This window comes from Pseudomonas sp. GW821-FHT09C09, assembly GCF_059418105.1.
This window is the reverse complement of record NZ_JBWKPF010000004.1, coordinates 1-24947: the sequence shown is the minus strand read 5'-3', so window position 1 is coordinate 24947 and position 24947 is coordinate 1. Positions and strand designations below refer to the sequence as shown.

The window sequence follows — 24947 nt, the reverse complement described above, 5'->3', positions numbered from 1 at the left end:
TTTTCGGGCCCTGGCTCAGTATTCGAGCGCGGCTGGCCGCAGGTACAGTCCCCTTTGATCGTTGGACGCGATCCGGTACTTCACCACACTGCCGGCCTTGAGCGTGATTTCCTGCGCCGGCGGTGCCAGCATCCCCGGCTTGCAGCCCGGCATCTGGCTTGGCTCCAGTTTCAGACGAATGGAAACTTTGCCGTAGGGCAGATTGAACGATGTGGTCTGTTCCTGCAGCAGCCGCCCGGCCAATTGGTCCTGGATATACACGCCGATCTCGCAGGAAGTCGGCACTTCCAGACGCTCGCGGGAGATGATCAGAACGGCGTAATCCTCGCCGGTCGCGTTGGCCTGGGGCAGGCAGGCAAAGAAGCTGAGTAGGCCAAACAGGCTGAAAGCTGACCAGCGCATGGCTGAATCTCCTGAATTGATGTCATGGATGCACGCAGCTTGGCCGAGCGCGGCGCCGATTGCCAGCCCGGCAGTTATTTACAGAACTTGACCTTGCCATCGTGGCAAGCTCGACACTGCGGGCAACCTCACTCAAAGGAGTCATTCCATGCAAGTGTTCAGTGTTGAAGGCATGTCCTGCGGCCACTGCGTCAAGGCCGTCACCCAGGCGGTGCAGAGCAAGGATCCGGCGGCCAGCGTGCGGGTCGATCTGGCGGCGAAGGAAGTCGGTGTCGAAAGTGCGTTGAGCGCCGAGCAAGTGATCGAGGCGATCAGCGAAGAAGGCTACGCCATCAAACTCGCCTGAACTTTTTAATAGTTAGCGAGCTACCGGATTGTTCAAGGCGTCCTCGCGCGGCTAGACTGTCGGGCTGCACTCTTTACCAAAGTGCCCGCCCAACTGCCTGCCAAACCTGGACGCCTGATGAACTTCCGTACCATTCTGATTCTCGGTGCCTTGACCGCTTTCGGTCCGCTGGCGATCGACTTCTATCTCCCCGCATTTCCCTCCATGGCGCTGGCGTTCGGCACCGATGAGAAACACGTCCAGCTGACGCTGTCGGCTTACTTTTTTGGTTTGTCCATCGGTCAACTGGCTTACGGTCCGGTGGCGGATCGTTTCGGACGGCGGATTCCATTGCTCACCGGCCTTGTGCTGTTCACCCTGGCGTCATTGGCCTGCGCTTATGCGCCGAATCTGGAATGGCTGATCGGTGCGCGATTCGTTCAGGCACTGGGCGGTTGTGCGGGGATGGTGATCGGCCGGGCGGTGGTCGCCGACAAATGCGATGCCGTGGGATCGGCGAAGGTCTTTTCGCAACTGATGCTGGTGATGGGGCTGGCACCGATCCTGGCGCCGATGCTCGGCGGTCTGCTGGTCAACACCACGGGTTGGCAGTCGATCTTCCTGGTGCTGACCGGCTTCAGTGCCATGGCCGGTCTGGCGGTTGCCCTCGGCCTGCCGGAAAGTCTGCCGGCCCATGTTCCGCGCCAGCCACTGTCCGGTGCATTGCGGCAGTACGGTCGCCTGCTGACCGACCCGATCTACATGGGCCATGCCCTGACCGGTGGCATCGCCATCGCCGGGATGTTTGCCTACATTGCCGGCTCGCCCTTCATTTTCATCAAGCTGTACGGCGTTCCGGCCGAGCATTTCGGCTGGCTGTTCGGCACCAACGCGGCGGGCTTCATTCTGGTGGCGCAGATCAATGCGCGACTGTTGGCCAAGCGCGGCCCGGCGTTTCTGTTGTCGCGGGCGGTCTGGGTCTACTTCGGTGCCGGGCTGACATTGCTCGCGGTCAGCACCCTGCACACCGAGGCCCTGTGGCCGCTGCTGATTCCATTGTTCATCTGCGTGGCCAGTCTTGGTTGCATCAGCCCCAATGCGGCGGCGAGTGCGATGAACGGCCAGGGCGCTCGCGCCGGCAGTGCTTCGGCATTGCTCGGGTGCATGCAATTCAGCGTCGCCGCCGGGGCTTCGGCGCTGGTGGGGGTCTTGCACGACGGCACCGCCGTGCCGATGGCCATGGTCATCAGCCTGTGCGGTCTGTTGGTGGTCAGCGCGGCGATGCTCACCCGGCGCATGCAGAATGCCCGGGCGCTGGCAAAGGCGCAGGCCGAAGTCTGAACGGAAGAAACTCAGCCGACAGCGCGTTGCTGGGTAATCTCGGGAATCTGATGGGGCGCGTGCAGACGCGCTTCGAGGGTGCGGGTGAAGGCCAGGGCTTCGGCTTCACTGCGGAATGTCACGGCGTGCTGGTCAAGGCGAACTTGCCATTGGGACTTTGCCACTTCTTTTATCAGGATCTTCATTGCTGACCTCCCGTACGTAAAAGATTGCATCGCAGAGGTTTCGATTGTAGACCCGAATACGATCGCAATTGTGACAAGGGTCAAGCATCTGACTGACGGCAAAAAACGACCGCAGCCCCCGAGTCAGCCACTTCTGGCGCTGACGAAGACTGCGGCCTCCGGAGTTTTAGAAACTTTCTAAAACAATTTTCCCCTTGGCCTTGCCGCTTTCCAGCAATTCATGGGCACGGCGCAGGTTGCTCGCGTTGATCTTGCCGAAGTGTTCACCCACCGTGGTCTTCAACGTACCGGCATCGATCAGGCCGGCCACGCGGTTGAGCAGTTTGTGCTGTTCGATCATGTCCGGCGTTTCGAACAGCGAGCGGGTGTACATGAACTCCCAATGCAGCGACAGGCTCTTGCGCTTGAGCTTGGTCACGTCCAGCGACTTCGGATCGTCGATCAGCGCCAGTTTGCCCTGCGGCGCCAGGGCCTCGACCAGTTGGTCCAGGTGCTGGTCGGTCTGGGTCAGGCTGGCGACGTGGGTCACGTGACCCAGGCCGGCGCGCTTCAGTTCTTCGCTCAACGGCTGGCTGTGATCGATCACCAGGTCAGCGCCCAGCTCGCTTACCCAGTCGCGGGTTTGCGGACGAGAAGCGGTGCCGATCACTTTGAGCCCGGTCAGTTGGCTGGCCAGTTGGGTCAGGATCGAACCCACGCCACCGGCCGCGCCGACGATCAACAGGCTCTGACCTTCGTCAGTGTTGCCTTCGCGGATTTGCAGACGTTCGAACAACAGCTCCCACGCGGTGATGGCGGTCAGCGGCAGGGCGGCGGCTTCGGCAAAACCGAGGGTTTTCGGCATATGGCCGACGATCCGCTCATCCACCACGTGCAGTTCGCTGTTGCCGCCGGCCCGGGCGATGGAACCGGCGTAGAACACCTTGTCGCCGGCCTTGAACAGTGTCACTTCACTGCCGACCGACTTGACCACTCCGGCCACATCCCAGCCCAGCACCTTGGCTGCGCCTTCTTCTGGCGCGACGTTCTGCCGAACCTTGGTGTCGACCGGGTTGACCGAAATCGCTTTGACTTCCACCAGCAGGTCGCGCGGGCCGGCTACCGGCTCCGGGAGTTCGATGTCCTGCAGGGATTTTTCGTCGCTGATCGGCAGGGACGCGTAATAGGCGATGGCTTTCATGTTTGGCTCCACAAATGAATAGAAGAAAGACTCAGGCGATGGCGCCCAGGCGTTTTAACTGGAAGTGTTCGATGCAGTGGCCGGCGGTGGTCTGGAAGTTCTGAAAATGCGCGCTGGCATTGTGTGCCTGAAGGACTTCCTCGCTGGCCCAGTGCTCGATCACATAAAAGGTCAGCGGATCGGCCAGGTCGCGATGCAGGTCGTACTGGCTGCAGCCGTCTTCTGCGCGGCTCGGCTCAACCAGTGCGCGCAGCGCGTTTTCGAGTGTGTCCTGCTGGCCGGACTTGGCGATCAGGGTGGCGATGGCGGTGAAGGGCTGGGACATGGTCGACTCCGGAGCGGGATGAATTCGATGGAAGGCATGATTGGCTATTTCTACGCGAGATAAAACCGGCTAAAAGAGCAGTCTCTTTCAATATTTTTTTGATAATCGAGGCTGATGATGTTGCGGTTCGATGACTTGCAGTTGTTTGTCCGGGCGGCGGATCTGGGCAGCCTGTCGGCGGCGGCCCGGGTGATGGACATGTCCGCCGCCGTGGCCAGCGCGGCGCTCAAACGTATCGAGCAACAGCTCGGCGCACGCCTTCTGGCGCGTTCCACTCGCAGTCTGCGGCTGACGTCCGAGGGCGAAGGCTTCCTCGAATACGCCCGGGCGGCACTCAGCAATCTGGATGAAGGTCGTCGTCTGCTGGCCAGCGGTCAGGATCAGGTCAGCGGAATCCTGCAGTTGTCGGCGCCCTCGGATTTTGGCCGCAACCTGCTGCTGCCGTGGCTCGACGAGTTTCAGCGTGAACACCCGAAACTGACCGTGCGTCTGCTGCTGGGCGACCGCATTGCCGACCTGTTTCGCCAACCGGTGGACATCGCCTTGCGCTACGGCGAACCGGAAGACTCCAGTCTGGTGGCGTTGCCCATCGCCGCGCAAAACCGGCGGGTACTGTGTGCCTCTCCCGGCTATCTGGCGAAACATGGCGAACCGACGCAACTGGAGCAGCTCGCCCAGCACAATTGTCTGTTGTACATGCTGGGCAGTCGGGTGCACGACCACTGGAGTTTTCATGACGGCAAACGCGAAGTCGGCCTGACCGTCAGTGGCGACCGTTTCAGCGACGATGCCGATGTGGTGCGTTTATGGGCCGTCGCGGGGGCGGGTATCGCTTACAAATCCTGGCTGGATGTGGCCGGTGATGTTCTTGCGGGGCGATTGAAAGTGTTGCTGCCGGGGCTGCTCTGCGAGCGGGCTCCGCTGAATCTGCTGTGCGCCCATCGCGCACAATTGAGTAAGCCGGTGAACCTGTTGAGGGAGATGCTCGCCAGCCGTTGCGCGGAATTGAGTAGCCGATTTCCCGCTTTTCCGCAGGTTGATCATTAGTCGCAGGCAAAAAGCGAAATTTCTGTCAGGAACAATCACCAGATGGACCGGCTCCGGCGCAGGACGCTGCGGGCAACCCGCTTATACTAGCGTCCGCCTGAAGCCTGCACCCGCACGCAGGCACAGGCATGATCGGACTGACACCGGCCGGGTAGCGGTGACAGTCGTGTCGAGTACTGCGAATAGCGGGTGGCAGTGTGTTGCCTTGCCTCGGATCAAGGCGTTTTTGCGCGGCTTGGCCGACGACTGATTACTGGTCAAGATGTCTCTGAGCAGTAGACGATACGATTCAACAGGGAGTGAATACATGGAACATGCACCTTGCATCAGCCAGATCGCCACGTTGCTGGCCGATCCCAAACGCAGCGCGATGATGTGGGCGCTGATGGATGGCTCGGCCCGGCAGACCGAGGAACTGGCGCTGCTGGCGGGGCTGTCGCCCTCATCGGCCAGTGCGCATCTGGGGCGCTTGTCCGCTGGCGGTCTGTTGAAGGTCGAGGCTCGCGGGCGCAAGCGCTTCTTTCGCCTGGCGGCTCCGGAAATCGGTGCGGCCATCGAGGCTTTGGCCAGCGCCACGCTCGCCAGTGCCCCGCGGGAAATTCCCGATGTCTTCAAACGCGCTACACCTATCGCCAAACCCCAGTCCGCGCCATCTTCCCTGCTGCGTGCGCGTTTTTGCGACGACCATCTGGGCGGTACGCTGGCTGCAGACCTGTACCAGCGCCTGCTGGATGCCGGCTGGATCGAACAGCTCGAACATCGGGTGGTGGTCACCCACAAGGGGGCGACACAATTGGCCAGTCGCGGGGTCTTCATCCAGGCGCTGGCCCACCGTAACGCACAGGTCGCCTGTGCGTGCCCGGACTGGAGCGAGCGTCGCCCGCACATGGGCGGCTCGCTAGGTGCGGCGTTGTTGCAGCTGTTCATGCAGTCCGGCTGGTTGACGCTGCCCAACGACTCCCGCGCCCTGCAGCTGACGGCGGCGGGACAGCGGGAAATTCATCGATTCGCCCGGGAAACCGAGCTGGAAATGGCGCTGTAGAGCGCTTTGCTCCATTGGCCGGATGACTGGCGTCGTCTACGGCTGCGAACAGGTCGCATCTGGCACAAAGGCTGAACGGCTATCGCGCACACTCGATCCGCAGACATTTCGGATGGAGGAGGTGGCATGGACACGGGAAGCTTCAGCGCGGCGGATCGACTGGAACGCCTGCCGGTCAGCGGTTATCACCGGATCATTTTTATCATCATCGCCCTGGCGTTTTTCTTCGATTCCATGGATCTGGCGATGATGACCTTCCTGCTCGGCTCGATCAAAACCGAATTCGGCCTGAGCAGCGCCGAAGCCGGGCTGCTGGCCAGCTCGAGCTTTTTCGGCATGGTGCTGGGGGCGTCGCTGTCTGGACTGCTGGCTGATCGTTTCGGTCGCAAACCGGTGTTTCAGTGGAGCATCGTGTTGTGGGGGCTGGCCAGTTACCTGTGCTCCACGGCGCAAACGGTCGAGAGTCTGACGCTGTTCCGCATCTTGCTGGGAATCGGCATGGGCATGGAATTTCCGATTGCCCAGTCGATGCTGTCGGAGCTGATACCGGCCAAGCGTCGCGGGCGATACATTGCCTTGATGGATGGCTTCTGGCCGTTGGGGTTTGTCGCTGCTGGCGTGCTGTCGTATTTCCTGCTGCCGCTGATTGGCTGGCGCGACATCTTTCTGGTGTTGGCGGTGCCGGCGGTATTTGTCTTGGCGATCCGCTTTTTCATTCCCGAGTCGCCACGCTGGCTGGAACAGGCGGGCAAGCATGACGCGGCGGACAAAGTGTTGTGCGCGATTGAGGATCGGGTACGGAAGTCGCTGGGCGGGGCTGCGTTGCCGGAGCCGGTTCGCCTGCCTCGGGTGATCACGCCACCGGGCAATTTCCTGTCGGCCCTCGGGCAGATCTGGTCGCCGCTGTACCGACAGCGCACGATGATGATCTGGAGCCTGTGGTTCTTTGCGTTGCTCGGGTTCTATGGACTGACGTCCTGGCTCAGCGCGTTGCTGCAACAGTCGGGGTTCGCGGTCACTCAGTCGGTGTATTACACGGTGTTGATTTCACTGGGCGGGATTCCCGGGTTTCTGATGGCGGCGTGGCTGGTGGAGCGTTGGGGGCGTAAACCGGTGTGCATCGTCACGTTGCTTGGCGGCGGGGTGATGGCGTTTCTGTACGGCCAGAGTGCGGTGTTCGGCGGCAATGTCGGGCTGCTGATCGGCACGGGTCTGTTGATGCAGTTTTTCCTGTTCGGCATGTGGGCGGTGCTCTACACCTACACGCCTGAGTTGTACCCGACATCGGCACGTGCGACGGGCTCGGGTTTCGCCTCGGCCATCGGCCGCGTGGGTTCGCTGCTTGGGCCGCTGATCACCGGGCTGGTATTTCCGATCACCGGGCAGGGCGGGGTATTTGCGTTGGGGGCGTTGTGCTTTGCGGTGGCGGCGGGAGTGGTGTGGCTGTTCGGGATGGAGACCCGGGGCAAGACGCTGGAAGAGTTGACGGAAGCTCAGGTCGCTGGCTGAACAAAGATCCTGTTGTGGGAGCCAGCCTGCTGGCGATTGCGGACTGTCAATCAACGAAGATGTTGAATGTAAAGGCCTCATCGCCAGCAGGCTGGCTCCCACATTGGATCTTCAGCGCTATTACGGTTTTACCAACCGCGCATCCAGGCTGTTCTGCGCCAGGCGCTTGGCCTGATCCTGGGTCATGCCCAGATGTTCGTGCAACGCATGGAAGTTCTCGGTGACATAACCGCCGAAGTACGCCGGGTCATCGGAGTTCACCGTGACCTTCACGCCGCGCTCGAGCATGTCGAGGATGTTGTGCTGCGACATGTGATCGAACACGCAGAGCTTGGTGTTCGACAGCGGGCAAACGGTCAGCGGGATCTGCTCGTCGATGATCCGCTGCATCAGACGCTCGTCTTCGATGGCGCGCACGCCATGGTCGATGCGCTGGATTTTCAGCAGGTCGATGGCTTCCCAGATGTACTCCGGCGGGCCTTCCTCGCCGGCGTGGGCGACGGTCAGGAAGCCTTCGTGACGGGCACGGTCGAACACACGCTGGAACTTGCTCGGCGGGTGACCCATCTCGGAGCTGTCCAGACCCACGGCGACAAACGCATCACGGAACGGCAGCGCTTGGTCGAGGGTTTTCTGCGCTTCGTCTTCGCTCAGGTGGCGCAGGAAACTCAGGATCAAACCGCTGGTGATGCCCAGTTGCTGCTCGCCATCCTTCAGCGCGGCGGCGATGCCGTTGAGCACCACTTCGAACGGGATGCCACGGTCGGTGTGGGTCTGCGGATCGAAGAACGGTTCGGTGTGGATCACGTTCTGTTCTTTGCAGCGCAGCAGGTAGGCCCAGGTCAGGTCATAGAAATCCTGGGAAGTGCGCAGCACGTCGGCGCCCTGGTAATACAGGTCGAGAAATTCCTGCAGATTGTTGAAGGCGTAAGCCTTGCGCAGGGTTTCGACGTCGCTCCACGGCAGGGCGATCTTGTTGCGTTCGGCCAGGGCGAACAGCAGCTCGGGCTCCAGCGAGCCTTCGAGGTGCAGGTGCAGTTCGGCCTTGGGCAGGGCGTTGAGCCAGTCGTACATATTCTTTTCTCATCAGGTGCAATGACGGCATTCTACAGATGCGCGCCGAAACAATTGGCAAAACCTGACCAACCGATCCATCACACCGCTTCCTGCTCCCGTCGGTAGGCGTAGGTATCGGCGAAGCGCGACAGCAGGAATTCGGCGCAGGTGGTGGTCGGATATTTCGCCGGATGTCGGTCGTCCTGGCAACCGGGAAGGCATTCGATGCGAGTGTCCGGGTGCGGTTCGGCGAAGAACGGCATCGAATAGCGATCCACGCCGAGCGGGCTGATGACTCGGTGCGGGGTCGAGCGATAACGGTCGTTGCTCCAGCGCGCCATCATGTCGCCGAGGTTGACCACGAAGGTGCCCTCAATCGGTGGCGCGTCGATCCATTGGCCTTTGACGTTTTTCACCTGCAAGCCGCCGGCCGTGTCCTGATACAACAGCGTGATGCAGCCGTAATCGGTGTGCGCCCCGGCACCTTGCTGTTCGGTGGAGCTGGCAGTGTGGCGCGGCGGGTAGTGAATCATCCGCAGGACGCTGACCGGTTCGTTGAAGCGTGTATCGAAGAAATCACGTTCGATGCCGAGTGCCAATGTCATGGCCCGCAGCAGGGTTTGCGCCAGGGCCTGCATGTCGAGGTAGTGCTGTTCCATCAGCGTCTCCCAGCCGGGAATGGCCGGGTGACGATTGGGACCACGCAAGGGTTTTGCCGCCAGCACGTCGGGATGATCGGCCGGCAGGTGCAGGCCCATGTCGAAGGTTTCCTTGAGATCGCTGGGTTTGTCCGGGTCCAGTTGTTCGGTGGCGATGGCGCCGTAGCCGCGGTGATGGACGGTCCGGGTGATGTCGATCTTGAGTTTTTCTGCTGTCGGCAATGCGAAGAAGTGCCGGGCGTGATCGAGCAGGGATTCGATGCGCTGCGCAGGAATCGGGTGGCCCTTGATGTAGAAGAAGCCCCATTCGCGGCAGGCGTGATCGATCTGTTCGGCGACGGCGGGCCAGGCGTTCTGGTCGTCGGAGTAGAGCGGCGAGATGTCGATGATCGGGAGTTGGTTCATTTCGAATGCTCTCTAATGATCGTTCCCACGCGGACAGTTCGACGCCTCGACGTGGGAACGATCAGGATCAGGTGGATTACTTCGGCATCTCGGCCTTCATGCCTTCGACGTAATAGTTCATCGACGCCAGTTCCACGTTGGTCGCGCTCTTGCCCGCCGGGATTTTCTCGACCCCGGCCTGATCCTTGATCGGCCCGGTGAACGGCTGCAGGGCGCCGCTCTTGATGTCGGCAATGATCTGCTCGGCTTCGGCCTTCACCGGTGCCGGCACCAGATCGCTGATCGGCAATTCGACCGTGCCTTCCTTCAACCCGCCCCAGTAATCCTGGGATTTCCAGTTGTGGTCGATCACGCTCTGGGTCGCCTGAATATAGTGCGGTGCCCAGTCGTTGACGATCGATGTCAGCACCGCTTTCGGGCCGAAGTGCGCCATGTCCGAAGCGTAGCCCACGGCATAAACACCACGTCGTTCAGCAGCCTGGATCGGTGCCGGGCTGTCGGTGTGCTGGAACACCACGTCCACGCCCTGGTCGATCAGCGCGTTGGCGGCGTCGGCTTCCTTGCCCGGGTCAAACCACGAGTTGACCCACACAACCTTGATCTCGGTGCCGGGGTTGTACTTGTTCAGGGCCAGCTGGATGGCGTTGATGTCGCGGATCACTTCCGGGATCGGGAACGAGGCGACATAGCCAATCTTCTTGGTCTTGGTCATCTTCGCCGCGAGGAAACCACCGACGTAACGGCCCTCGTAGGTGCGCGCCAGATAGGTGCCGAGGTTCTTGTCTTGCTTGTAGCCGGTGGCGTGTTCGAAGGTCACCTTGGGAAACTGTTTGGCGACTTTCACCGTCGGGTTCATGTAGCCGAAAGACGTGGTGAAGATCAGGTCGTAATTGTCCTTGGCCATGTTGCGGATCACCCGCTCGGCGTCGGCGCCCTCGGCGACGTTTTCCACGTAGTTGGTGGTGATCTGCGTGCCGAGTTTTTCCGCCAGCACCTTGCGCCCCTGTTCATGCTGATACGTCCAGCCGTGGTCGCCGATGGGGCCGATGTAGACGAAGCCGACCTTCAGTGGATCGGCGGCACTGGCGCCCAGGCTGAGGCCGAGGCCCATGGCGATGCACAGCAGTTTCTGCAATGGACGTTTTTGCATGAAGGCGAACTCCCTTTTGTTGTGTGTGGGGAGGGCAATGCAAAAGACTGACCAAGCGGACAACAATCTGGCTCGAAACCGAGGCGCGCCCATCGCGGGCAAGTCCGCTCCCACAAAAACGCCGCGATCCCTGTGGGAGCGAGCCTGCTCGCGATGAGGCCGGCCGGGCCGAAAAAGTGCATGTCCGTAAAGGGACGCTATCCACTGGTGCGCTAAGGTGTAACGAACCATCAGCGCCGCTTCGCAGTCAGTAACTCATTCGCCCCCGGCACCCGAAGGCCCGCCATGTTCACGATCCTCAAGCAAGAAAGCTTTCTGCTGCTGGCCCTGATCGCGGCCGTCGTTGCGTATCCGCTGGAGCACTGGTTGCTGCACAGCGGCCAGGTCGTCGCCCTGACAGCCGGGTTGGTGTTGATCGCCTTCATCGTTGCCGCCTCGATGCGTGTCGCCCATCAGGCCGAACTGCTCGCGGAAAAAGTCGGCGACCCTTACGGCACGATGATCCTGACCCTCGCCGCCGTGCTGGTGGAAGTGGTGATCCTGGCGATCATGATGAGCAACGAAGCATCGCCAACCCTGGTGCGCGACACAATCTATTCGGCAGTGATGCTCGACATCAACGGCATCCTCGGCCTCGCCGCGCTGATGGGCGGGATCAAGCATGGCGAGCAGTCCTACAACGACGATTCTGCCCGCAGTTACAGCGTGATGATTCTTACCGCGATGGGCGTGTCGATGGTGGTGCCGGAGTTCATTCCCGAGGCCAACTGGAAAATCTATTCGGCGTTCACCATCGGCGCGATGGTGGTGCTTTACGCGTTGTTCCTGCGGATGCAGGTCGGGCCGCACAGTTATTTTTTCAGCTACAGCTACCCGGACAAACGCCGCAAGAAAGAGCCCGTGGAGCAGGAACCGAAACCGGTCAGCCTGGCGCTGTCGATCGGCATTCTGGTGTTCGGTGTGGTGGTGATCGGTGCACTGGCCGAGGTGATGTCCAAGACTCTCGATCTGGGGCTGGAAGGGACTGGGGCTCCGCCGGTGATCACGGCGATTCTGGTGGCGGCGATCTCGGCGGCGCCGGAGATTCTGACCGCGTTACGAGCAGCGTTGGCCAATCGCATGCAGTCGGTGGTCAACATTGCGATGGGCGCATCGTTGTCGACGGTGATCCTGACCGTGCCGGTGATGGAGGCGATGGCGCTCTATACCGGGCAGCCGTTTCAGATGGCGATGACGCCGGTGCAGACGGTGATGATCTTCATCACGCTGATCGTCAGCGCGATCAACCTCAATGACGGCGAGACCAATGCCATTGAGGGCATGACGCACTTTGTGCTGTTTGCGACGTTCATCATGTTGTCGCTGCTGGGCCTCTGAGCCGATCACAAAACCAAATGTGGGAGCAAGCCCGCTCCCACATTCAGACTTCCGCTTGGATCAGGTGCCTGCGATCAACTGCCGGGCCGCCTGGCTGTGATCGGCAATCAGCCCTTTGAGATCCAGCCCTTCAACCTGCCCGTCAACCACACGCCATTTACCGCCGACCATCACCCGGTCCGCCCGGTCCGCACCGCACAACAGCAATGCCGAGATCGGGTCATGGCTGCCGGAGAAGCGCAGTTCATCGAGTTTGAACAACGCCAGATCCGCCTGTTTGCCTACCGCCAGTTCGCCGATATCGGTGCGGCCCAACAAGCTCGCCGAACCCTTGGTCGCCCAGCCCAGCACACGTTCCGGGGTGATCTTCTCGGCACCATAACGCAGGCGTTGGATGTACAGCGCCTGACGCGCTTCGAGGATCATGTTCGACGCATCGTTGGACGCCGAACCATCCACGCCGATACCGAACAATGCGCCAGCATCGGTCAGATCGATACTCGGGCAGATGCCGGAGGCCAGGCGCATGTTCGAGCTAGGGCAATGGCAGATGCCGGTGCCGGCCGCGCCGAGGCGGGCGATTTCGTCGGAGTTGAAGTGGATACCGTGGGCCAGCCAGGTGCGCGGGCCGAGCCAGCCGACGCTGTCCAGATAATCCACGGTGCGCAGACCGAAACGTTGCAGGCAGAAGTCTTCTTCGTCGAGGGTTTCGGCAAGGTGAGTGTGCAGGCGCACATCGAGCTTGTTCGCCAGATCGGCGCTGGCGGACATGATTTCCGGGGTCACCGAGAACGGCGAGCACGGCGCCAGGGCGATCTGGATTTGCGCGCCGTCGCCACGTTCGTGGTACTCGTGAATCAGCCGCTGGCTGTCGTCGAGAATCACCTGACCTTCCTGCACCGTCTGTTGCGGAGGCAGGCCGCCGTCCTTCTCGCCGAGGCTCATCGAACCGCGGGTGAGCATGGCGCGCATGCCCAGTTCGCGCACGGTTTCGACTTGCACGTCGATGGCGTTTTCCAGGCCATCCGGGAACAGGTAATGGTGGTCGGCGGCGGTGGTGCAGCCCGACAGCAGCAACTCGGCCAGCGCGACTTTGGTGGCGAGGGCGAGTTTTTCAGGCGTCAGGCGTGCCCACACCGGGTACAGGGTTTTCAGCCACGGGAACAACGGCTGGTTGACCACCGGCGCCCAGGCGCGGGTCAGGGTCTGATAGAAGTGGTGATGGGTGTTGATCAGGCCCGGCAGGATCACGTGTTCACGGGCGTCGAACACTTCATTGCACGGGGCGGAAGGTTGCTGGCCGGCGCCGAGCACTTCAATGATCACACCGTCTTGCAGCACCAGACCGCCACGGGCATCGAGACCGTTGGCCGTGAAAATGGCGAGGGGATTTTTTAACCAGATACGGGTCGCAGGCATTGTGGCCGGCTCCTCTGAAAGTTGGGTTCAGGGTTGCCAGCTCAGTGTTGCCCTGTCTGCTGATCCAGGGTCGCCGCGAAGGACGAGGTGCGGAGTTTCGAACAAAATGTTGCGACGGGCAAGCCCAACCCGACCAGACACCGGGATAACCCTGTGGAAGCGAGCCCCCACAGGGTCCAGTGCTTACCAGGGAATGGTTTCACCCTTGTAGTTCACGAAGTGATGGCCGCCCTTGCCGGCAAATGCGTCCACTTGATCCACCAGGCCACGGGTGCTGGTTTCCACGTCGATGTCGGCGCCTTCGCCGCCCATGTCGGTTTTCACCCAGCCCGGATGCAGCGACAGCACGGTGAGTTTCTGCTCGCCCAACTGGGTGACGAAGCTGTTGGTCATCGAGTTCAGCGCCGCTTTGCTGGCCTTGTACAGCGCCAGTTCCGGCGCGTCGGGCATGGTCACGCTGCCGAGTACCGAACTCATGAACGCCAGCACGCCGCTGCCGTCGCGGATCTGCCCGACGAAGCGCTGGGCCAGGTTGATCGGTGCCACGGCGTTGGTGAAGAACAGCTGGCCGACTTCGGCCAGCGTCGCGCCGCCCGGGGTCTGCACGTCAGGACCTTTGACTCCGGCGTTGACGAACAGCAGGTCGAAGGTCTCGCCCTTGAGCTGCTGGCTCAGGGCAATCACCGCTTGCTGGTCGTCCATGTCGAGTTTTTCGATCTGCACGTTGCCCAGTGCTTTCAGCGCCTCGGCGTTCGCAGGGTTGCGAACCGTGGCGGTGACTTGCCAGCCGTCGGCCAGCAGGGTTTTCACCAGTCCCAGGCCCAGGCCTCGGGAGGCGCCGATGATCAGTGCGTGCTTGGCAGGATTAAGTGCGGACATGATTGGCTTTCCTTGAAAGTTGAAAGATCACGGGTTCAATGGACAGCGTTGACCGAGCCGTTGCTGCAACTCGTGGCGCAGCTCGCCCAGTTCGGCCATGCGGGTTTCGATCAGCTTGAGCTTGTCTTGCAGCAGTTGCGTGACGGCGGTGTCCGGATCCGGCGATTGCCACAGCGCGCCAACGCTGCTGCCAATCTCGCCGAGAGTAAAACCCAGACGCTGCGCCGTCTTGATGTACAGCACCAGTTGCACCATCTCCGGCGGATAGTCGCGATAGCCGTTGGCGCTGCGTTGCGCCGCGATCAGCCCGCGTTCCTCGTAGAAACGCAGCGTGTCACGGCTGACATCGCAGCTCTGGGCCAATTCACCGATGCGCATCAAGGACATCTCGAAAGTGTTTGACCCTGGAGCATACTCCAGGCTTTACCGTGGTTGCTCCCTGAATTTTCGGAGCAAGGACGATGTGGACTTCAACGCAGTATCGCAACCTGGTGCGTGGCAGTGCCTGGTATGACTTGATCGTGACGGCGGCGTTTGCCACGCCGTGGAGTTTTGCCGCGCTGCACGGGGTTTTGACGGCGCTGAGTCAGGCGCTGAACCTGCCCGGCGAATTGCCGCCGTTCGAGCCAGTGCATCTGTTGATGGCGAACCTGCTGGGCTCGGTGGTTTGCGTGTGGGCGGTGCTGCGGATTCGTGATCCGCAGCAGGTTTATGGACGCTATGACGCGGTGGCGCGGTTTCTGTTCGCCGCGTGGCAGGCGTATGCCCTGGCCCACGGCGCCAGTTCGTTGCTGGTGGGTTTCCTGGTCTTCGAACTGGCGTGGGGTATTGCACAAGTGTTGCCTGTTAAAAGCCCCTCAGTGTCCGGCCTGCCACGGCTGACCCAGTGACACCGGCGCATACAACCGCGTACGCACTGCATCCCGCGACAACAACACCAGCACCAGGATGGTCGCGACGTACGGCAACATCGCCAGCAGACTCGATGGAATCGCCAGCCCCAACCCCTGCGCCACCAGGTGCAGGATGCTGGCGAGTCCGAACAGATACGCGCCGAGCAACAGACGCCACACCCGCCAACTGGCGAACACCACCAGCGCCAAGGCGATCCAGCCGCGCCCGGCGGTCATGTTCTCGGCCCACATCGGCGTGTACGCCAACGAAAGATAAGCCCCGGCCAGTCCGGCCATCGCGCCGCCGAACAATACGGCCAGCATACGCACGGTCAGCACGGGCAGGCCCATGGCACTGGCTGCATCGGGATTTTCGCCGACCGCTTGAATGATCAGCCCGACACGGCTTTTCACGATCACCCACGCCACCAGTGCAAACAGCGCGAACGACAGGTACACCAGCAGATCCTGGGCAAACAGCATGCGGCCGATCAGCGGGATGTCACTCAGGTGAGGAATCGCCAGCGGCTCGAACCCCGCCAGCGGTTTGCCGACCCACGCTGCGCCGACAAAGGTCGACAGACCCACGCCAAAAATTGTCAGTGCCAGCCCGGTCGCCACCTGATTGGCGTTGAACACCAGTGCCACCAGCGCAAACAGCGATGACAACAGCATCCCCGCGAGCATCGCCAGTAAAACGCCGAGCCACAGGTTGCCGCTGTTGAACGCGACGATGAAACCGATCACCGCGCCAAACAGCATCATCCCTTCCTGCCCGAGGTTGAGCACGCCGCTCTTCTCGCAGATCAGTTCACCCAGCGCCACCAGCAACAGCGGAGTGCCGCAACGCACCATGGCGTAGAAAACATTGCTCAGCAGATCGATGTCCATCACAGCGCTCCGGCGGTTACGGCGGTGGTAGAAGTGCGCCGCACCCAGCGCAGGTTCAGGCGTGGCCGGTAGAGGATCAGCACGTCACAGGCCAGCAGGAAAAACAGCATCATTCCCTGAAACAACTGGGTGATCGCCTGCGGCAGGTTCAGCGTCATCTGCGCGCTCTCGCCGCCGATGTAGAGCAACGCCATCAACAGGCTGGAAAACAGAATACCGATGGGATTGAGCCTGCCGAGAAACGCCACGGTGATCGCTGCATAGCCATAACCGGGCGAGACTTGCGGCACCAGTTGCCCGATCGGCCCGGTGACTTCGCAAACACCGGCAAGTCCCGCCAATCCACCGCTGATCAATAGCGCGAGCCAGATCAGGCGTTTCTCGCGAAACCCGGCAAATCCTGCCGCGCGTTTATCCAGCCCGAGCACTTTGATCTGGAAGCCGACAAAGCTTTTCTGCAACAACACCCACACCGCCACCAGCGCGAGCAGGGCGAAATACACCCCGGCGTGAACCCGGCCATCCTCCATCAACAGCGGTAAACGGCTGGCGTCGCCGAACATCGCCGACTCGGGAAAGTTGTACCCGGCCGGGTCCTTCAACGGCCCGTGGACGCAGAACAGCAGCAGGTTCAGTGCGATGTAATTGAGCATGATGCTGGTGAGGATTTCATTGGCGTTGAAGCGCGTGCGCAGCCAGGCCGTGAGCCCGGCCCACGCGGCGCCGGCGAGGGTGCCGGTGAGCAGGATCAGCACCAGTGCCCAGCGGCTTTGCATGTCGATGATGTTCACCGCCAGCGCACTGCCGGCCAATGCACCGAGCAGCAACTGGCCTTCGGCACCGATGTTCCAGATCCGCGCCTGATAGGCCACCGCCAGGCCCAGGGCGCAGAGCAGGATCGGCAAAGCCTTGACCAATAATTCCGAGACGCCATACAGATCACTGACCGGCGCGATCAACAAGGTGTGCAAGGTTTGCAGCGGGTCATGACCGAGGGCGATGAACAGCAGCGAGCCACAGCCGAGAGTCAGCACCGCCGCCAATAGCGGCGAGCACCACAACATCAGGCGCGATTGGCGGCCACGGGGTTCGAGGGAAAGCAGCATGAAAAACTCCGTTAAACCGCAGCGGGTTGAGGTTGAGGGCTGTGGAACTGGCCGGCCATCCAGCCACCGACATCGCTGATTCGGGTTTGCGCCGTGTCTTGCAGCGCCGACATCCGCCCGCCGCAGAGCGCGCCGAGGCGGTCGCTGATCTGGAACAGTTCGTCGAGGTCTTCGGAAATCACCAGAATCGCCGCACCGGCATCGCGCAGGGCGATCAGGGCGCGATGGATCACCGCCGCCGCGCCGACGTCCACGCCCCAGGTCGGGTGCGCGGCGATCAGCAGTTTCGGCTGCTGGAGGATTTCCCGGCCGAGGATGAATTTCTGCAGGTTGCCGCCGGACAGGCTGCGGGCGCTGGTTTGTGTGTCCGGAGTTTTCACCCCGAAGCGTTGGATGATTGCCAGGGCGAGGGATTCGACTTTGTTGCGCTCGATCAAGCCGTGGCTGACCAGCCCTTGCTGAAAGGCTGTGAGCAGGGCGTTGTCCGCCAGGCTCAGCTCCGGCACCGCGCCGTGACCGAGACGCTCGGCGGGGACGAAAGCCAGGCCGAGTTTTCGGCGTGCATCCGGGCGCAGGTCAGCGACGGCGTGTTCTCGGAAACAGATAGTTGGCGCTGCGTCGCGGGCCAGCGTCTGTTCGCCGCTCAGCAGTGCCAGCAATTCATCCTGACCGTTTCCCGCCACCCCGGCGATGCCGACGATTTCGCCACTGCGCACCTGCAAGTCGATGTCGATCAACGAACAGCCGAACGGGTCGGGGTTGTGCCAGTTCAATCCGCTGACCTGCAGGAATGTCGCGCCGCCATTGGCTTTCGGATACTCGCTGATCAATGCTGCCGACTCGCCGACCATCAGTTGCGCCAACTCTCGGTCAGAACATTCGGCGGGTACGCAATGCCCCGCCACCCGGCCACCGCGCAGAACCGTGGCGCTGTGGCACAAGGCGCGAACCTCGCCAAGTTTGTGGCTGATGAACAGGATGCTGCAGCCCTCGGCCGCCAGCCGGCGCAGTGTGATGAACAGTTCCTCGGCTTCCTGCGGTGTGAGCACCGAGGTCGGTTCGTCGAGAATCAGCAGGCGAATGTCCTGCATCAGGCAACGCACGATCTCCACCCGCTGGCGCTCGCCGATCGACAGGCTGTGGACAAGTCGTTCCGGTTCCAGCGCCATGCCATAACGGCGGGACACTTCGCGGATTTTCGGTTCAAGCTGTTTCGGCGTCCCGGCGGCGGGGCCCATCGCCAGCGCAATGTTCTGCGCCACGGTCAGGGTTTCGAACAGCGAGAAATGCTGAAACACCATGCCGATTCCCAACTGCCGGGCCTGCGCCGGGTTGCGCATGTTCACCGGTTGCCCTTGCCAGAGCATTTCGCCCGAGTCGGCCTGGGTGGCGCCGTAGATGATCTTCATCAGCGTGCTTTTGCCCGCGCCGTTTTCACCAAGCAGCGCGTGGATTTCACCGGAGGCGATGCTCAGATCGATGGCATCGTTGGCCAGACAACCGGGATAACGTTTGCTGATGCGGCGCAGTTGCAGGCGTGGGGTGGGCGTGGGGTTGGGCATGACAGGCTCGGCTTGCTTGGAGTTGTGCCTGTGGATAAAGCAATTTCCTGGCCATTGAGTCAGGAACCCTTCAAGCGTTTGCCCGGCGCCCCTTCACGTAGAGCCACGAAGGCAAAATTGCTCCGATTCGCGGCACCAATACAGCGCAAAGCCTTTGATCAGGCTCCAGTTTTGCTCGTGAAATTCTGGTTAAAAAACGAGCAATCCCGCCGGAGCCAAGCTGCACCTGCGGCTACGGGAGTCATGAACGGGTTATCCACAGGTTGCTCCACAGTATTTGTGCGCAATCGGACAACCTTGGCATAAGCGCAGCGGTGCTATCTCCCAATGGCGATAAACAGATCTAACTGATTGTTTTTGCTTGGAATTAAACTTTTTTCATGTGCTTTGGGCGAAAAGTGTACAAATCGCGCAAAGCCACGTGACAGAAGGGTTACAGCGGTGTGTGCTCAGGTTATCCACAGTCGGGTGCACAGGTGATGTGGGCAACTCTCTGGAATATGGGAATTTGCTCATGCCCCGAAATATTGCAGGTGTTCAGCGCTGAAGCAGGATGCGTCCACGGCTGAGATCGGCCAGCTGGTTTTGCAGCAATGGAATCTGCGCCTCACCCACCGCCAGCTGTAATTCGACGCCATTGGCGGTGAAGTTTTCTTCCACCACCAGACCGCCGAGATCCGCCACTCGCAACTTCACCAGTGCCAGTTCGGCAAATGCGCAGGCACAGCGCAGGGGCACACGGCTGATCAATTCGATTTTCGGCGCGGCTTGCAGGCATTTGTTGGCGCCGCCGCCATAGGCCCGGGCCAGTCCGCCGGTGCCCAGTTGAATGCCGCCGTACCAACGGATCACCAGCACCGCGACCTGATCACAATCCTGCGCCTCGATGGCCGCGAGAATCGGCCGTCCGGCGGTGCCGCCCGGTTCACCGTCGTCGTTGCTGCGGTATTGATCGCCGAGTTTCCACGCCCAGCAGTTGTGCGACGCGTTCAAGTCGCTGTGCTGCTCGATGAAGGCTTGCGCCTCTGCTGGGCTGCCGATCGGCGCGGCGAAGGTGATGAAACGGCTTTTGCGAATCTCTTCGCGGAACTCGCAAAAGTCGCTGAGGGTAAATGGCATAAACGTCTTATAGAGAAGGAGTGAGGCCGCAGCCCTTGAGAATGATGCGGATCAGGTTGTTGCCGGCGTCTTCCATGTCCTGTTTGGTCAACTTGCTGCGACCGCTGACGCGGCAGATCTGCGTGGCGAAGTCGGCGTAATGCTGGGTGCTGCCCCACAACAGGAAGATCAGGTGCACCGGATCCACCGGGTCCATCTTGCCGGCGTCGATCCACGCCTGGAATACGGCGGCCCGGCCCTGAAACCAGGCGCGGTAGTCCTGGTTGAAATATTCGGTGAGGCATTCGCCGCCGCTGATCACTTCCATCGCAAAGATTCGCGAAGCTTGCGGCTGGCGGCGGGAAAATTCCATTTTGGCGCGGATGTAGCGGGTCAGCGCTTCGGCCGGATCGTCCTCGGCCGTGAGGGTGTTGAAGGTGCTGTCCCACAGCTCGAGGATGTTGCTCAGCACCGCCACGTACAACCCGAGCTTGTTGGTGAAGTAGTAATGCAGATTCGCCTTGGGCAACCCGGCCTTGGTGGCGATGGTGTTCATGCTGGTGCCTTTGAACCCGTGACGGGCGAACTCGTCTTCGGCGGCTTTGATGATGGTCTCTTCGTTCTTCTGACGAATGCGGCTGGCAGGTTTGCCGCCGTGAGCGGGGACTTCAAAGGTCATAGGCACTTCCGGGTTTGTCTGTGGGGTGCAACCAGTTGCGTTGATAGCGCAACCATCGGCCTGGGACAAGCCCCGGGCAACAAAACGCCGGTCATCAGCGGGTGGCGGCGAGGCTTTCGAGAAAGCTTTCCAGCACCAGATGCGGACGCCGGCCCTTGCGGGTGACCGAGGCCAGGCTCAAATCATAGAAGCGGGTACTGGCCTTGAGCGCACGCAGCCGTCCCTGTTGCACCCAGAGACTGGCGTAGTGATCCGGCAGATAACCGATGTAGCGACCGGTCAGAATCAGGAATGCCATACCCTCGCGGTCGGAGGCGCTGGCGGTGCAATTGAGCGCCTGATAGTGGGCCTGAATTTCCGCCGGCAGACGGAAGGTCGGCGCGATGGCGTCCTGACTGTTCAGGCGTTCGTCGTCCAGTTGCTTGTCATCGACGTAAAACAGTGGATGGCCGACCGCGCAATAGAGCAGCGAGCGTTCGCTGTACAGCGGCTGATATTCCAGTCCCGACAGCGCACTGGCCTGCGGCACCACACCGACGTGCAGGCGTCCGTCGAGCACGCCTTGTTCGACTTCGTTGGGGGCGATCATGCGGATCTGGATCTGCACGTCCGGCCCGCGCTCTTTCAACTGCGCGAGCGCGTGGGTGATACGCATGTGGGGCAGGGTGACGAGGTTGTCGGTCAGGCCGATGATCAGCTCGCCACGCAAGTGCTGGTGCAGGCCGTTGACTTCGGTACGGAAACTTTCCAGTGCACTTAAAAGCTGCAGCGCCGATTGATAGACCTCGCGGCCTTCTTCGGTCAGGGAGAACCCGGCGCGCCCGCGTTGGCAAAGACGCAGGCCGAGGCGTTGTTCCAGATCGCTCATCTGCTGGCTGATTGCCGAGCGCCCGATGCCGAGCACGGTTTCCGCCGCCGAGAAGCCACCGCACTCCACGACGCTGCGAAAAATCCGCAGCAAGCGAATATCAAAGTCGCTGACCTGGGCCAGCGGATCGGGGCGGCGGCTGCTCATCTTGTTGTTCTCATTGTTTAGCAAGGTTCTAACTGAAGGTTAGAAAAGTTGGATTTCACCGACTTTATCGGCGTGGCAACTTAGCTGCAACAACGACTTTTATCTCCCTGAAGCTTATTGCCCTGCGAGGTTTTGCCCGATGAACATGCCTGAAAACGCGTCGTCGCCACTGGCCAGCCAACTGAAGCTGGACGCGCACTGGATGCCGTACACCGCCAACCGCAATTTCCAGCGCGACCCGCGTCTGATCGTTGGTGCCGAAGGCAGCTGGCTGATCGACGACAAGGGCCGCAAGGTGTACGACTCGCTGTCCGGTCTGTGGACCTGCGGCGCCGGGCATACCCGCAAGGAAATCCAGGAAGCGGTGGCCAAGCAGTTGGGCACCCTCGATTACTCGCCGGGCTTCCAGTACGGCCACCCGCTGTCGTTCCAGCTGGCCGAGAAAATCACCGAGCTGACCCCGGGCAACCTGAACCACGTGTTCTTCACTGACTCCGGCTCCGAGTGCGCCGATACTGCGGTGAAAATGGTCCGTGCCTACTGGCGCCTGAAAGGTCAGTCGACCAAGACCAAAATGATCGGTCGTGCCCGTGGCTACCACGGCGTGAACATCGCCGGCACCAGCCTCGGAGGCGTCAACGGCAACCGCAAGCTGTTCGGTCAGGCGATGATGGATGTCGACCACCTGCCGCACACTCTGCTGGCGAGCAATGCCTTCTCCCGTGGCATGCCGGAGCAGGGCGGTATCGCGCTGGCTGATGAGCTGCTCAAACTGATCGAACTGCACGATGCTTCGAACATCGCTGCGGTGTTCGTTGAGCCTCTGGCCGGTTCGGCTGGCGTACTGGTTCCACCACAGGGTTATCTGAAGCGTCTGCGCGAGATCTGCGATCAGCACAACATCCTGCTGGTGTTCGACGAAGTGATCACCGGTTTCGGCCGTACCGGCACCATGTTCGGCGCCACCACCTTCGGCGTGACTCCGGACCTGATGTGCATCGCCAAGCAAGTCACCAACGGCGCGATTCCGATGGGCGCGGTGATTGCCAGCTCCGAGATCTACCAGACCTTCATGAACCAACCGACCCCGGAATACGCCGTGGAATTCCCGCACGGTTACACCTATTCCGCGCACCCGGTGGCTTGCGCCGCAGGCCTGGCGGCACTCGACCTGCTGCAAAAGGAAAACCTGGTACAGAGCGTGGCCGAAGTCGCACCGCATTTCGAAAACGCCCTGCACGGCCTGAAAGGTGCGAAGAACGTCATCGACATTCGTAACTACGGCCTGGCCGGTGCGATCCAGATCGCGGGCCGTGACGGCGACGCCATCGTGCGTCCATTCGAAGCCGGCATGGCGTTGTGGAAAGCCGGGTTCTACGTGCGCTTCGGCGGCGACACCCTGCAGTTCGGCCCAACCTTCAACAGCAAGCCGCAAGACCTCGATCGTCTGTTCGACGCGGTCGGCGAAGTGCTGAACAAGCTCGACTGATTTTTCCTTCTATATAGCTACGCAAATAGCAGGCGCTCCTTGCGGGCGTCTGCGCACAAGAATTCAGGAGTTTTCGATGAGCGTTATCCCGCATTTGATCAATGGCGAACTGGTGACCGAGAACGGTCGCGCGGTTGATGTGTTCAACCCGTCCACCGGTCAGGCTATCCACAAGCTGCCGCTGGCCAGCCAGGAAACCATTCAGAAAGCCATCGATGCCGCCAAGGCTGCATTCCCGGCCTGGCGCAACACACCACCGGCCAAACGTGCCCAGGTGATGTTCCGCTTCAAGCAACTGCTGGAGCAGAACGAAGCACGCATCTCGCAATTGATCAGTGAAGAACACGGCAAGACCCTGGAAGATGCTGCCGGTGAACTGAAGCGCGGTATCGAGAACGTCGAGTTCGCCTGTGCCGCTCCGGAAATCCTCAAGGGTGAATACAGCCGCAACGTCGGCCCGAACATCGATGCCTGGTCGGACTTCCAGCCGCTGGGCGTGGTGGCCGGCATCACGCCGTTCAACTTCCCGGCCATGGTGCCGCTGTGGATGTATCCGCTGGCGATCGTCTGCGGCAACTGCTTCATTCTCAAGCCGTCCGAGCGTGATCCGAGCTCGACCCTGCTGATCGCTCAACTGCTGCTGGAAGCCGGCCTGCCGAAAGGCGTGCTGAGCGTGGTGCACGGCGACAAGACTGCGGTGGACGCGCTGATCGAAGCACCGGAAGTCAAAGCGCTGAGCTTCGTGGGCTCGACGCCGATTGCCGAATATATCTATGCCGAAGGCACCAAGCGCGGCAAACGCGTGCAGGCACTGGGCGGCGCGAAGAACCACGCAGTGCTGATGCCGGATGCGGATCTGGACAATGCGGTCAGCGCACTGATGGGCGCGGCTTACGGTTCCTGCGGCGAGCGTTGCATGGCGATTTCGGTGGCCGTGTGTGTGGGCGACCAGGTAGCGGACGCACTGGTGGCCAAACTGGTTCCTCAGATCAAGGCGCTGAAAATCGGTGCCGGCACTTCTTGCGGTCTGGACATGGGGCCGCTGGTCACCGGTCAGGCCCGCGACAAGGTCAGCGGCTATGTCGAAGACGGCGTAGCGGCGGGCGCAACTCTGGTGGTTGATGGTCGTGGTCTGAGCGTTGCGGGTCATGAAGAAGGCTTCTTCCTCGGCGGCTGCCTGTTCGACAACGTCACCCCCGAGATGCGCATCTATAAAGAAGAGATCTTCGGACCGGTACTGTGCATCGTTCGGGTGAACAGCCTGGAAGAGGCGATGCAACTGATCAACGATCACGAATACGGCAACGGCACCTGCATCTTCACTCGTGACGGTGAAGCGGCGCGTCTGTTCTGCGACGAGATCGAAGTCGGCATGGTCGGTGTCAACGTGCCGCTGCCGGTGCCGGTGGCTTACCACAGCTTTGGCGGCTGGAAGCGTTCGCTGTTCGGTGACCTGCATGCCTATGGTCCGGATGGCGTGCGCTTCTACACCCGTCGCAAGGCGATCACCCAGCGCTGGCCGCAACGTGCGAGCCATGAAGCCTCGCAATTCGCATTCCCTAGCTTGTAAGTAGAAGGGCATTGCAAAGAAGGCCGACCTTTTAAGGTCGGCCTTCTTGTTTTCGGGCTTTTTTGACCGATGTGACAGATTTATGAAAATAGGGGTTGACGGCAGATTCTGAGTCTCTATAATTCGCCCCACTTCCGGCGCAGTCGAAACGGAAAACTCCTTGATATTCAATGAGTTATGTAGGTTTCGATGGTGGATTGCTTCAGATCATCGAAGCCTGGGAGGAGTTGAAAATGCCGGTTTGTCTGGCGCTTTCAACGGTTCGATCTTCTCGATCGAAAGCGGAGAAAAAGAGGTGTTGACAGCAGCGTGTAACGCTGTAGAATTCGCCTCCCGCTAACGA

Annotated in this window: 25 protein-coding genes; 9 read left to right on the top strand and 16 right to left on the bottom strand. The window is 61.1% G+C overall.

The annotated features are described in order from the left end of the window. Positions 1-15: 15 nt before the first annotated feature. The gene (locus AC07NR_RS13670; protein WP_114881306.1) at positions 16-402 is read right to left on the bottom strand and encodes a hypothetical protein; all 387 of its coding nucleotides are present in this window, start codon (positions 400-402) and stop codon (positions 16-18) included. 148 nt (positions 403-550) lie between these two features. Here AC07NR_RS13670 and AC07NR_RS13665 point away from each other — a divergent pair, with 148 nt between their 5' ends. Both AC07NR_RS13665 and AC07NR_RS13660 read left to right on the top strand, forming a co-directional pair. Beyond that, complete coding sequence (locus tag AC07NR_RS13665; RefSeq protein WP_305833115.1) at positions 551-748, top strand: heavy-metal-associated domain-containing protein; 198 nt, start codon at positions 551-553, stop codon at positions 746-748. Positions 749-865: 117 nt separating this feature from the next. Next, positions 866-2068, top strand: coding sequence for a multidrug effflux MFS transporter (locus tag AC07NR_RS13660; protein ID WP_495078770.1), 1203 nt, complete (start codon positions 866-868; stop codon positions 2066-2068). 11 nt (positions 2069-2079) lie between these two features. Here AC07NR_RS13660 and AC07NR_RS13655 read toward each other — a convergent pair whose 3' ends face one another. From AC07NR_RS13655 to AC07NR_RS13645, 3 genes are all read right to left on the bottom strand, one after another. Next, entirely contained in the window at positions 2080-2253 is a 174-nt protein-coding gene (locus AC07NR_RS13655) for a hypothetical protein (protein ID WP_167443758.1), read from the bottom strand. 166 nt (positions 2254-2419) lie between these two features. Then, positions 2420-3433 carry a zinc-binding alcohol dehydrogenase family protein gene (locus AC07NR_RS13650; protein WP_495078769.1) on the bottom strand — a complete coding sequence of 338 codons (1014 nt, stop codon included), beginning with the start codon at positions 3431-3433 and terminating at the stop codon, positions 2420-2422. Positions 3434-3464: 31 nt separating this feature from the next. Further along, positions 3465-3758, bottom strand: coding sequence for a putative quinol monooxygenase (locus AC07NR_RS13645; protein ID WP_495078768.1), 294 nt, complete (start codon positions 3756-3758; stop codon positions 3465-3467). Between the two features lie 117 nt (positions 3759-3875). Here AC07NR_RS13645 and vimR point away from each other — a divergent pair, with 117 nt between their 5' ends. The 3 genes from vimR to AC07NR_RS13630 all read left to right on the top strand — a co-directional run bounded on the left by vimR (position 3876) and on the right by AC07NR_RS13630 (position 7356). Continuing rightward, complete coding sequence (vimR, locus tag AC07NR_RS13640; RefSeq protein WP_085711274.1) at positions 3876-4805, top strand: transcription regulator VimR; 930 nt, start codon at positions 3876-3878, stop codon at positions 4803-4805. 307 nt (positions 4806-5112) lie between these two features. After that, positions 5113-5847: an ArsR/SmtB family transcription factor gene (locus tag AC07NR_RS13635; protein ID WP_495078767.1), complete on the top strand. Its 735-nt coding sequence runs from the start codon at positions 5113-5115 to the stop codon at positions 5845-5847. Positions 5848-5973: 126 nt separating this feature from the next. After that, complete coding sequence (locus AC07NR_RS13630; protein WP_495078766.1) at positions 5974-7356, top strand: MFS transporter; 1383 nt, start codon at positions 5974-5976, stop codon at positions 7354-7356. Between the two features lie 120 nt (positions 7357-7476). Here the strand turns inward: AC07NR_RS13630 and AC07NR_RS13625 are convergent, their stop codons facing one another. From AC07NR_RS13625 to AC07NR_RS13615, 3 genes are all read right to left on the bottom strand, one after another. Next, complete coding sequence (locus tag AC07NR_RS13625; RefSeq protein WP_011332312.1) at positions 7477-8430, bottom strand: adenosine deaminase; 954 nt, start codon at positions 8428-8430, stop codon at positions 7477-7479. Between the two features lie 80 nt (positions 8431-8510). After that, complete coding sequence (locus AC07NR_RS13620; protein WP_495078765.1) at positions 8511-9476, bottom strand: 2-oxoglutarate and iron-dependent oxygenase domain-containing protein; 966 nt, start codon at positions 9474-9476, stop codon at positions 8511-8513. 76 nt (positions 9477-9552) lie between these two features. Continuing rightward, positions 9553-10626 carry a BMP family ABC transporter substrate-binding protein gene (locus tag AC07NR_RS13615; RefSeq protein ID WP_248738426.1) on the bottom strand — a complete coding sequence of 358 codons (1074 nt, stop codon included), beginning with the start codon at positions 10624-10626 and terminating at the stop codon, positions 9553-9555. A 285-nt stretch (positions 10627-10911) separates the two neighbouring features. Between AC07NR_RS13615 and AC07NR_RS13610 the strand changes: the two genes are divergently transcribed. Continuing rightward, the gene (locus AC07NR_RS13610) at positions 10912-12003 is read left to right on the top strand and encodes a calcium:cation antiporter (RefSeq protein ID WP_305833107.1); all 1092 of its coding nucleotides are present in this window, start codon (positions 10912-10914) and stop codon (positions 12001-12003) included. A gap of 60 nt (positions 12004-12063) precedes the next feature. On the opposite strand, the gene AC07NR_RS13605 is transcribed toward AC07NR_RS13610, so the two are convergent. The 3 genes from AC07NR_RS13605 to AC07NR_RS13595 form a co-directional block, all read right to left on the bottom strand. After that, on the bottom strand, positions 12064-13422 hold the full coding sequence (locus AC07NR_RS13605) for an 8-oxoguanine deaminase (protein WP_495078764.1): 1359 nt from the start codon (positions 13420-13422) through the stop codon (positions 12064-12066). 183 nt (positions 13423-13605) lie between these two features. Next, the gene (locus tag AC07NR_RS13600) at positions 13606-14301 is read right to left on the bottom strand and encodes an SDR family oxidoreductase (RefSeq protein WP_119429996.1); all 696 of its coding nucleotides are present in this window, start codon (positions 14299-14301) and stop codon (positions 13606-13608) included. Positions 14302-14328: 27 nt separating this feature from the next. Beyond that, a complete protein-coding gene (locus AC07NR_RS13595) occupies positions 14329-14679 on the bottom strand; it encodes a MerR family transcriptional regulator (protein ID WP_114886573.1) in 351 nt (116 codons plus the stop codon). 83 nt (positions 14680-14762) lie between these two features. Between AC07NR_RS13595 and AC07NR_RS13590 the strand changes: the two genes are divergently transcribed. Continuing rightward, positions 14763-15191 (top strand): hypothetical protein, encoded by a 429-nt coding sequence (locus AC07NR_RS13590; RefSeq protein ID WP_495078763.1) that lies wholly within the window; start codon positions 14763-14765, stop codon positions 15189-15191. Here the strand turns inward: AC07NR_RS13590 and AC07NR_RS13585 are convergent. The 6 genes from AC07NR_RS13585 to AC07NR_RS13560 form a co-directional block, all read right to left on the bottom strand. Further along, positions 15159-16085 (bottom strand): ABC transporter permease, encoded by a 927-nt coding sequence (locus AC07NR_RS13585; protein ID WP_495078762.1) that lies wholly within the window; start codon positions 16083-16085, stop codon positions 15159-15161. The two genes, AC07NR_RS13590 and AC07NR_RS13585, sit on opposite strands and share 33 nt — an antisense overlap. Continuing rightward, on the bottom strand, positions 16085-17191 hold the full coding sequence (locus AC07NR_RS13580; RefSeq protein WP_085711284.1) for an ABC transporter permease: 1107 nt from the start codon (positions 17189-17191) through the stop codon (positions 16085-16087). Before AC07NR_RS13580 ends, AC07NR_RS13585 begins: the two co-directional genes overlap by 1 nt. Before the next feature lie 11 nt (positions 17192-17202). Then, positions 17203-18753 carry an ABC transporter ATP-binding protein gene (locus AC07NR_RS13575; RefSeq protein WP_495078761.1) on the bottom strand — a complete coding sequence of 517 codons (1551 nt, stop codon included), beginning with the start codon at positions 18751-18753 and terminating at the stop codon, positions 17203-17205. Positions 18754-19290: 537 nt separating this feature from the next. Then, positions 19291-19872 (bottom strand): IMPACT family protein, encoded by a 582-nt coding sequence (locus tag AC07NR_RS13570; protein ID WP_495078760.1) that lies wholly within the window; start codon positions 19870-19872, stop codon positions 19291-19293. Positions 19873-19879: 7 nt separating this feature from the next. After that, entirely contained in the window at positions 19880-20530 is a 651-nt protein-coding gene (locus AC07NR_RS13565) for a TetR/AcrR family transcriptional regulator (protein WP_085711287.1), read from the bottom strand. Positions 20531-20624: 94 nt separating this feature from the next. Further along, complete coding sequence (locus AC07NR_RS13560) at positions 20625-21545, bottom strand: LysR family transcriptional regulator (RefSeq protein WP_007958517.1); 921 nt, start codon at positions 21543-21545, stop codon at positions 20625-20627. A gap of 139 nt (positions 21546-21684) precedes the next feature. Here AC07NR_RS13560 and aptA point away from each other — a divergent pair, with 139 nt between their 5' ends. Both aptA and AC07NR_RS13550 read left to right on the top strand, forming a co-directional pair. Continuing rightward, a complete protein-coding gene (aptA, locus tag AC07NR_RS13555) occupies positions 21685-23034 on the top strand; it encodes an omega-aminotransferase AptA (RefSeq protein ID WP_248738417.1) in 1350 nt (449 codons plus the stop codon). Between the two features lie 76 nt (positions 23035-23110). Next, positions 23111-24604: a CoA-acylating methylmalonate-semialdehyde dehydrogenase gene (locus AC07NR_RS13550; RefSeq protein ID WP_085711290.1), complete on the top strand. Its 1494-nt coding sequence runs from the start codon at positions 23111-23113 to the stop codon at positions 24602-24604. The last annotated feature ends 343 nt before the right edge of the window (positions 24605-24947 follow it).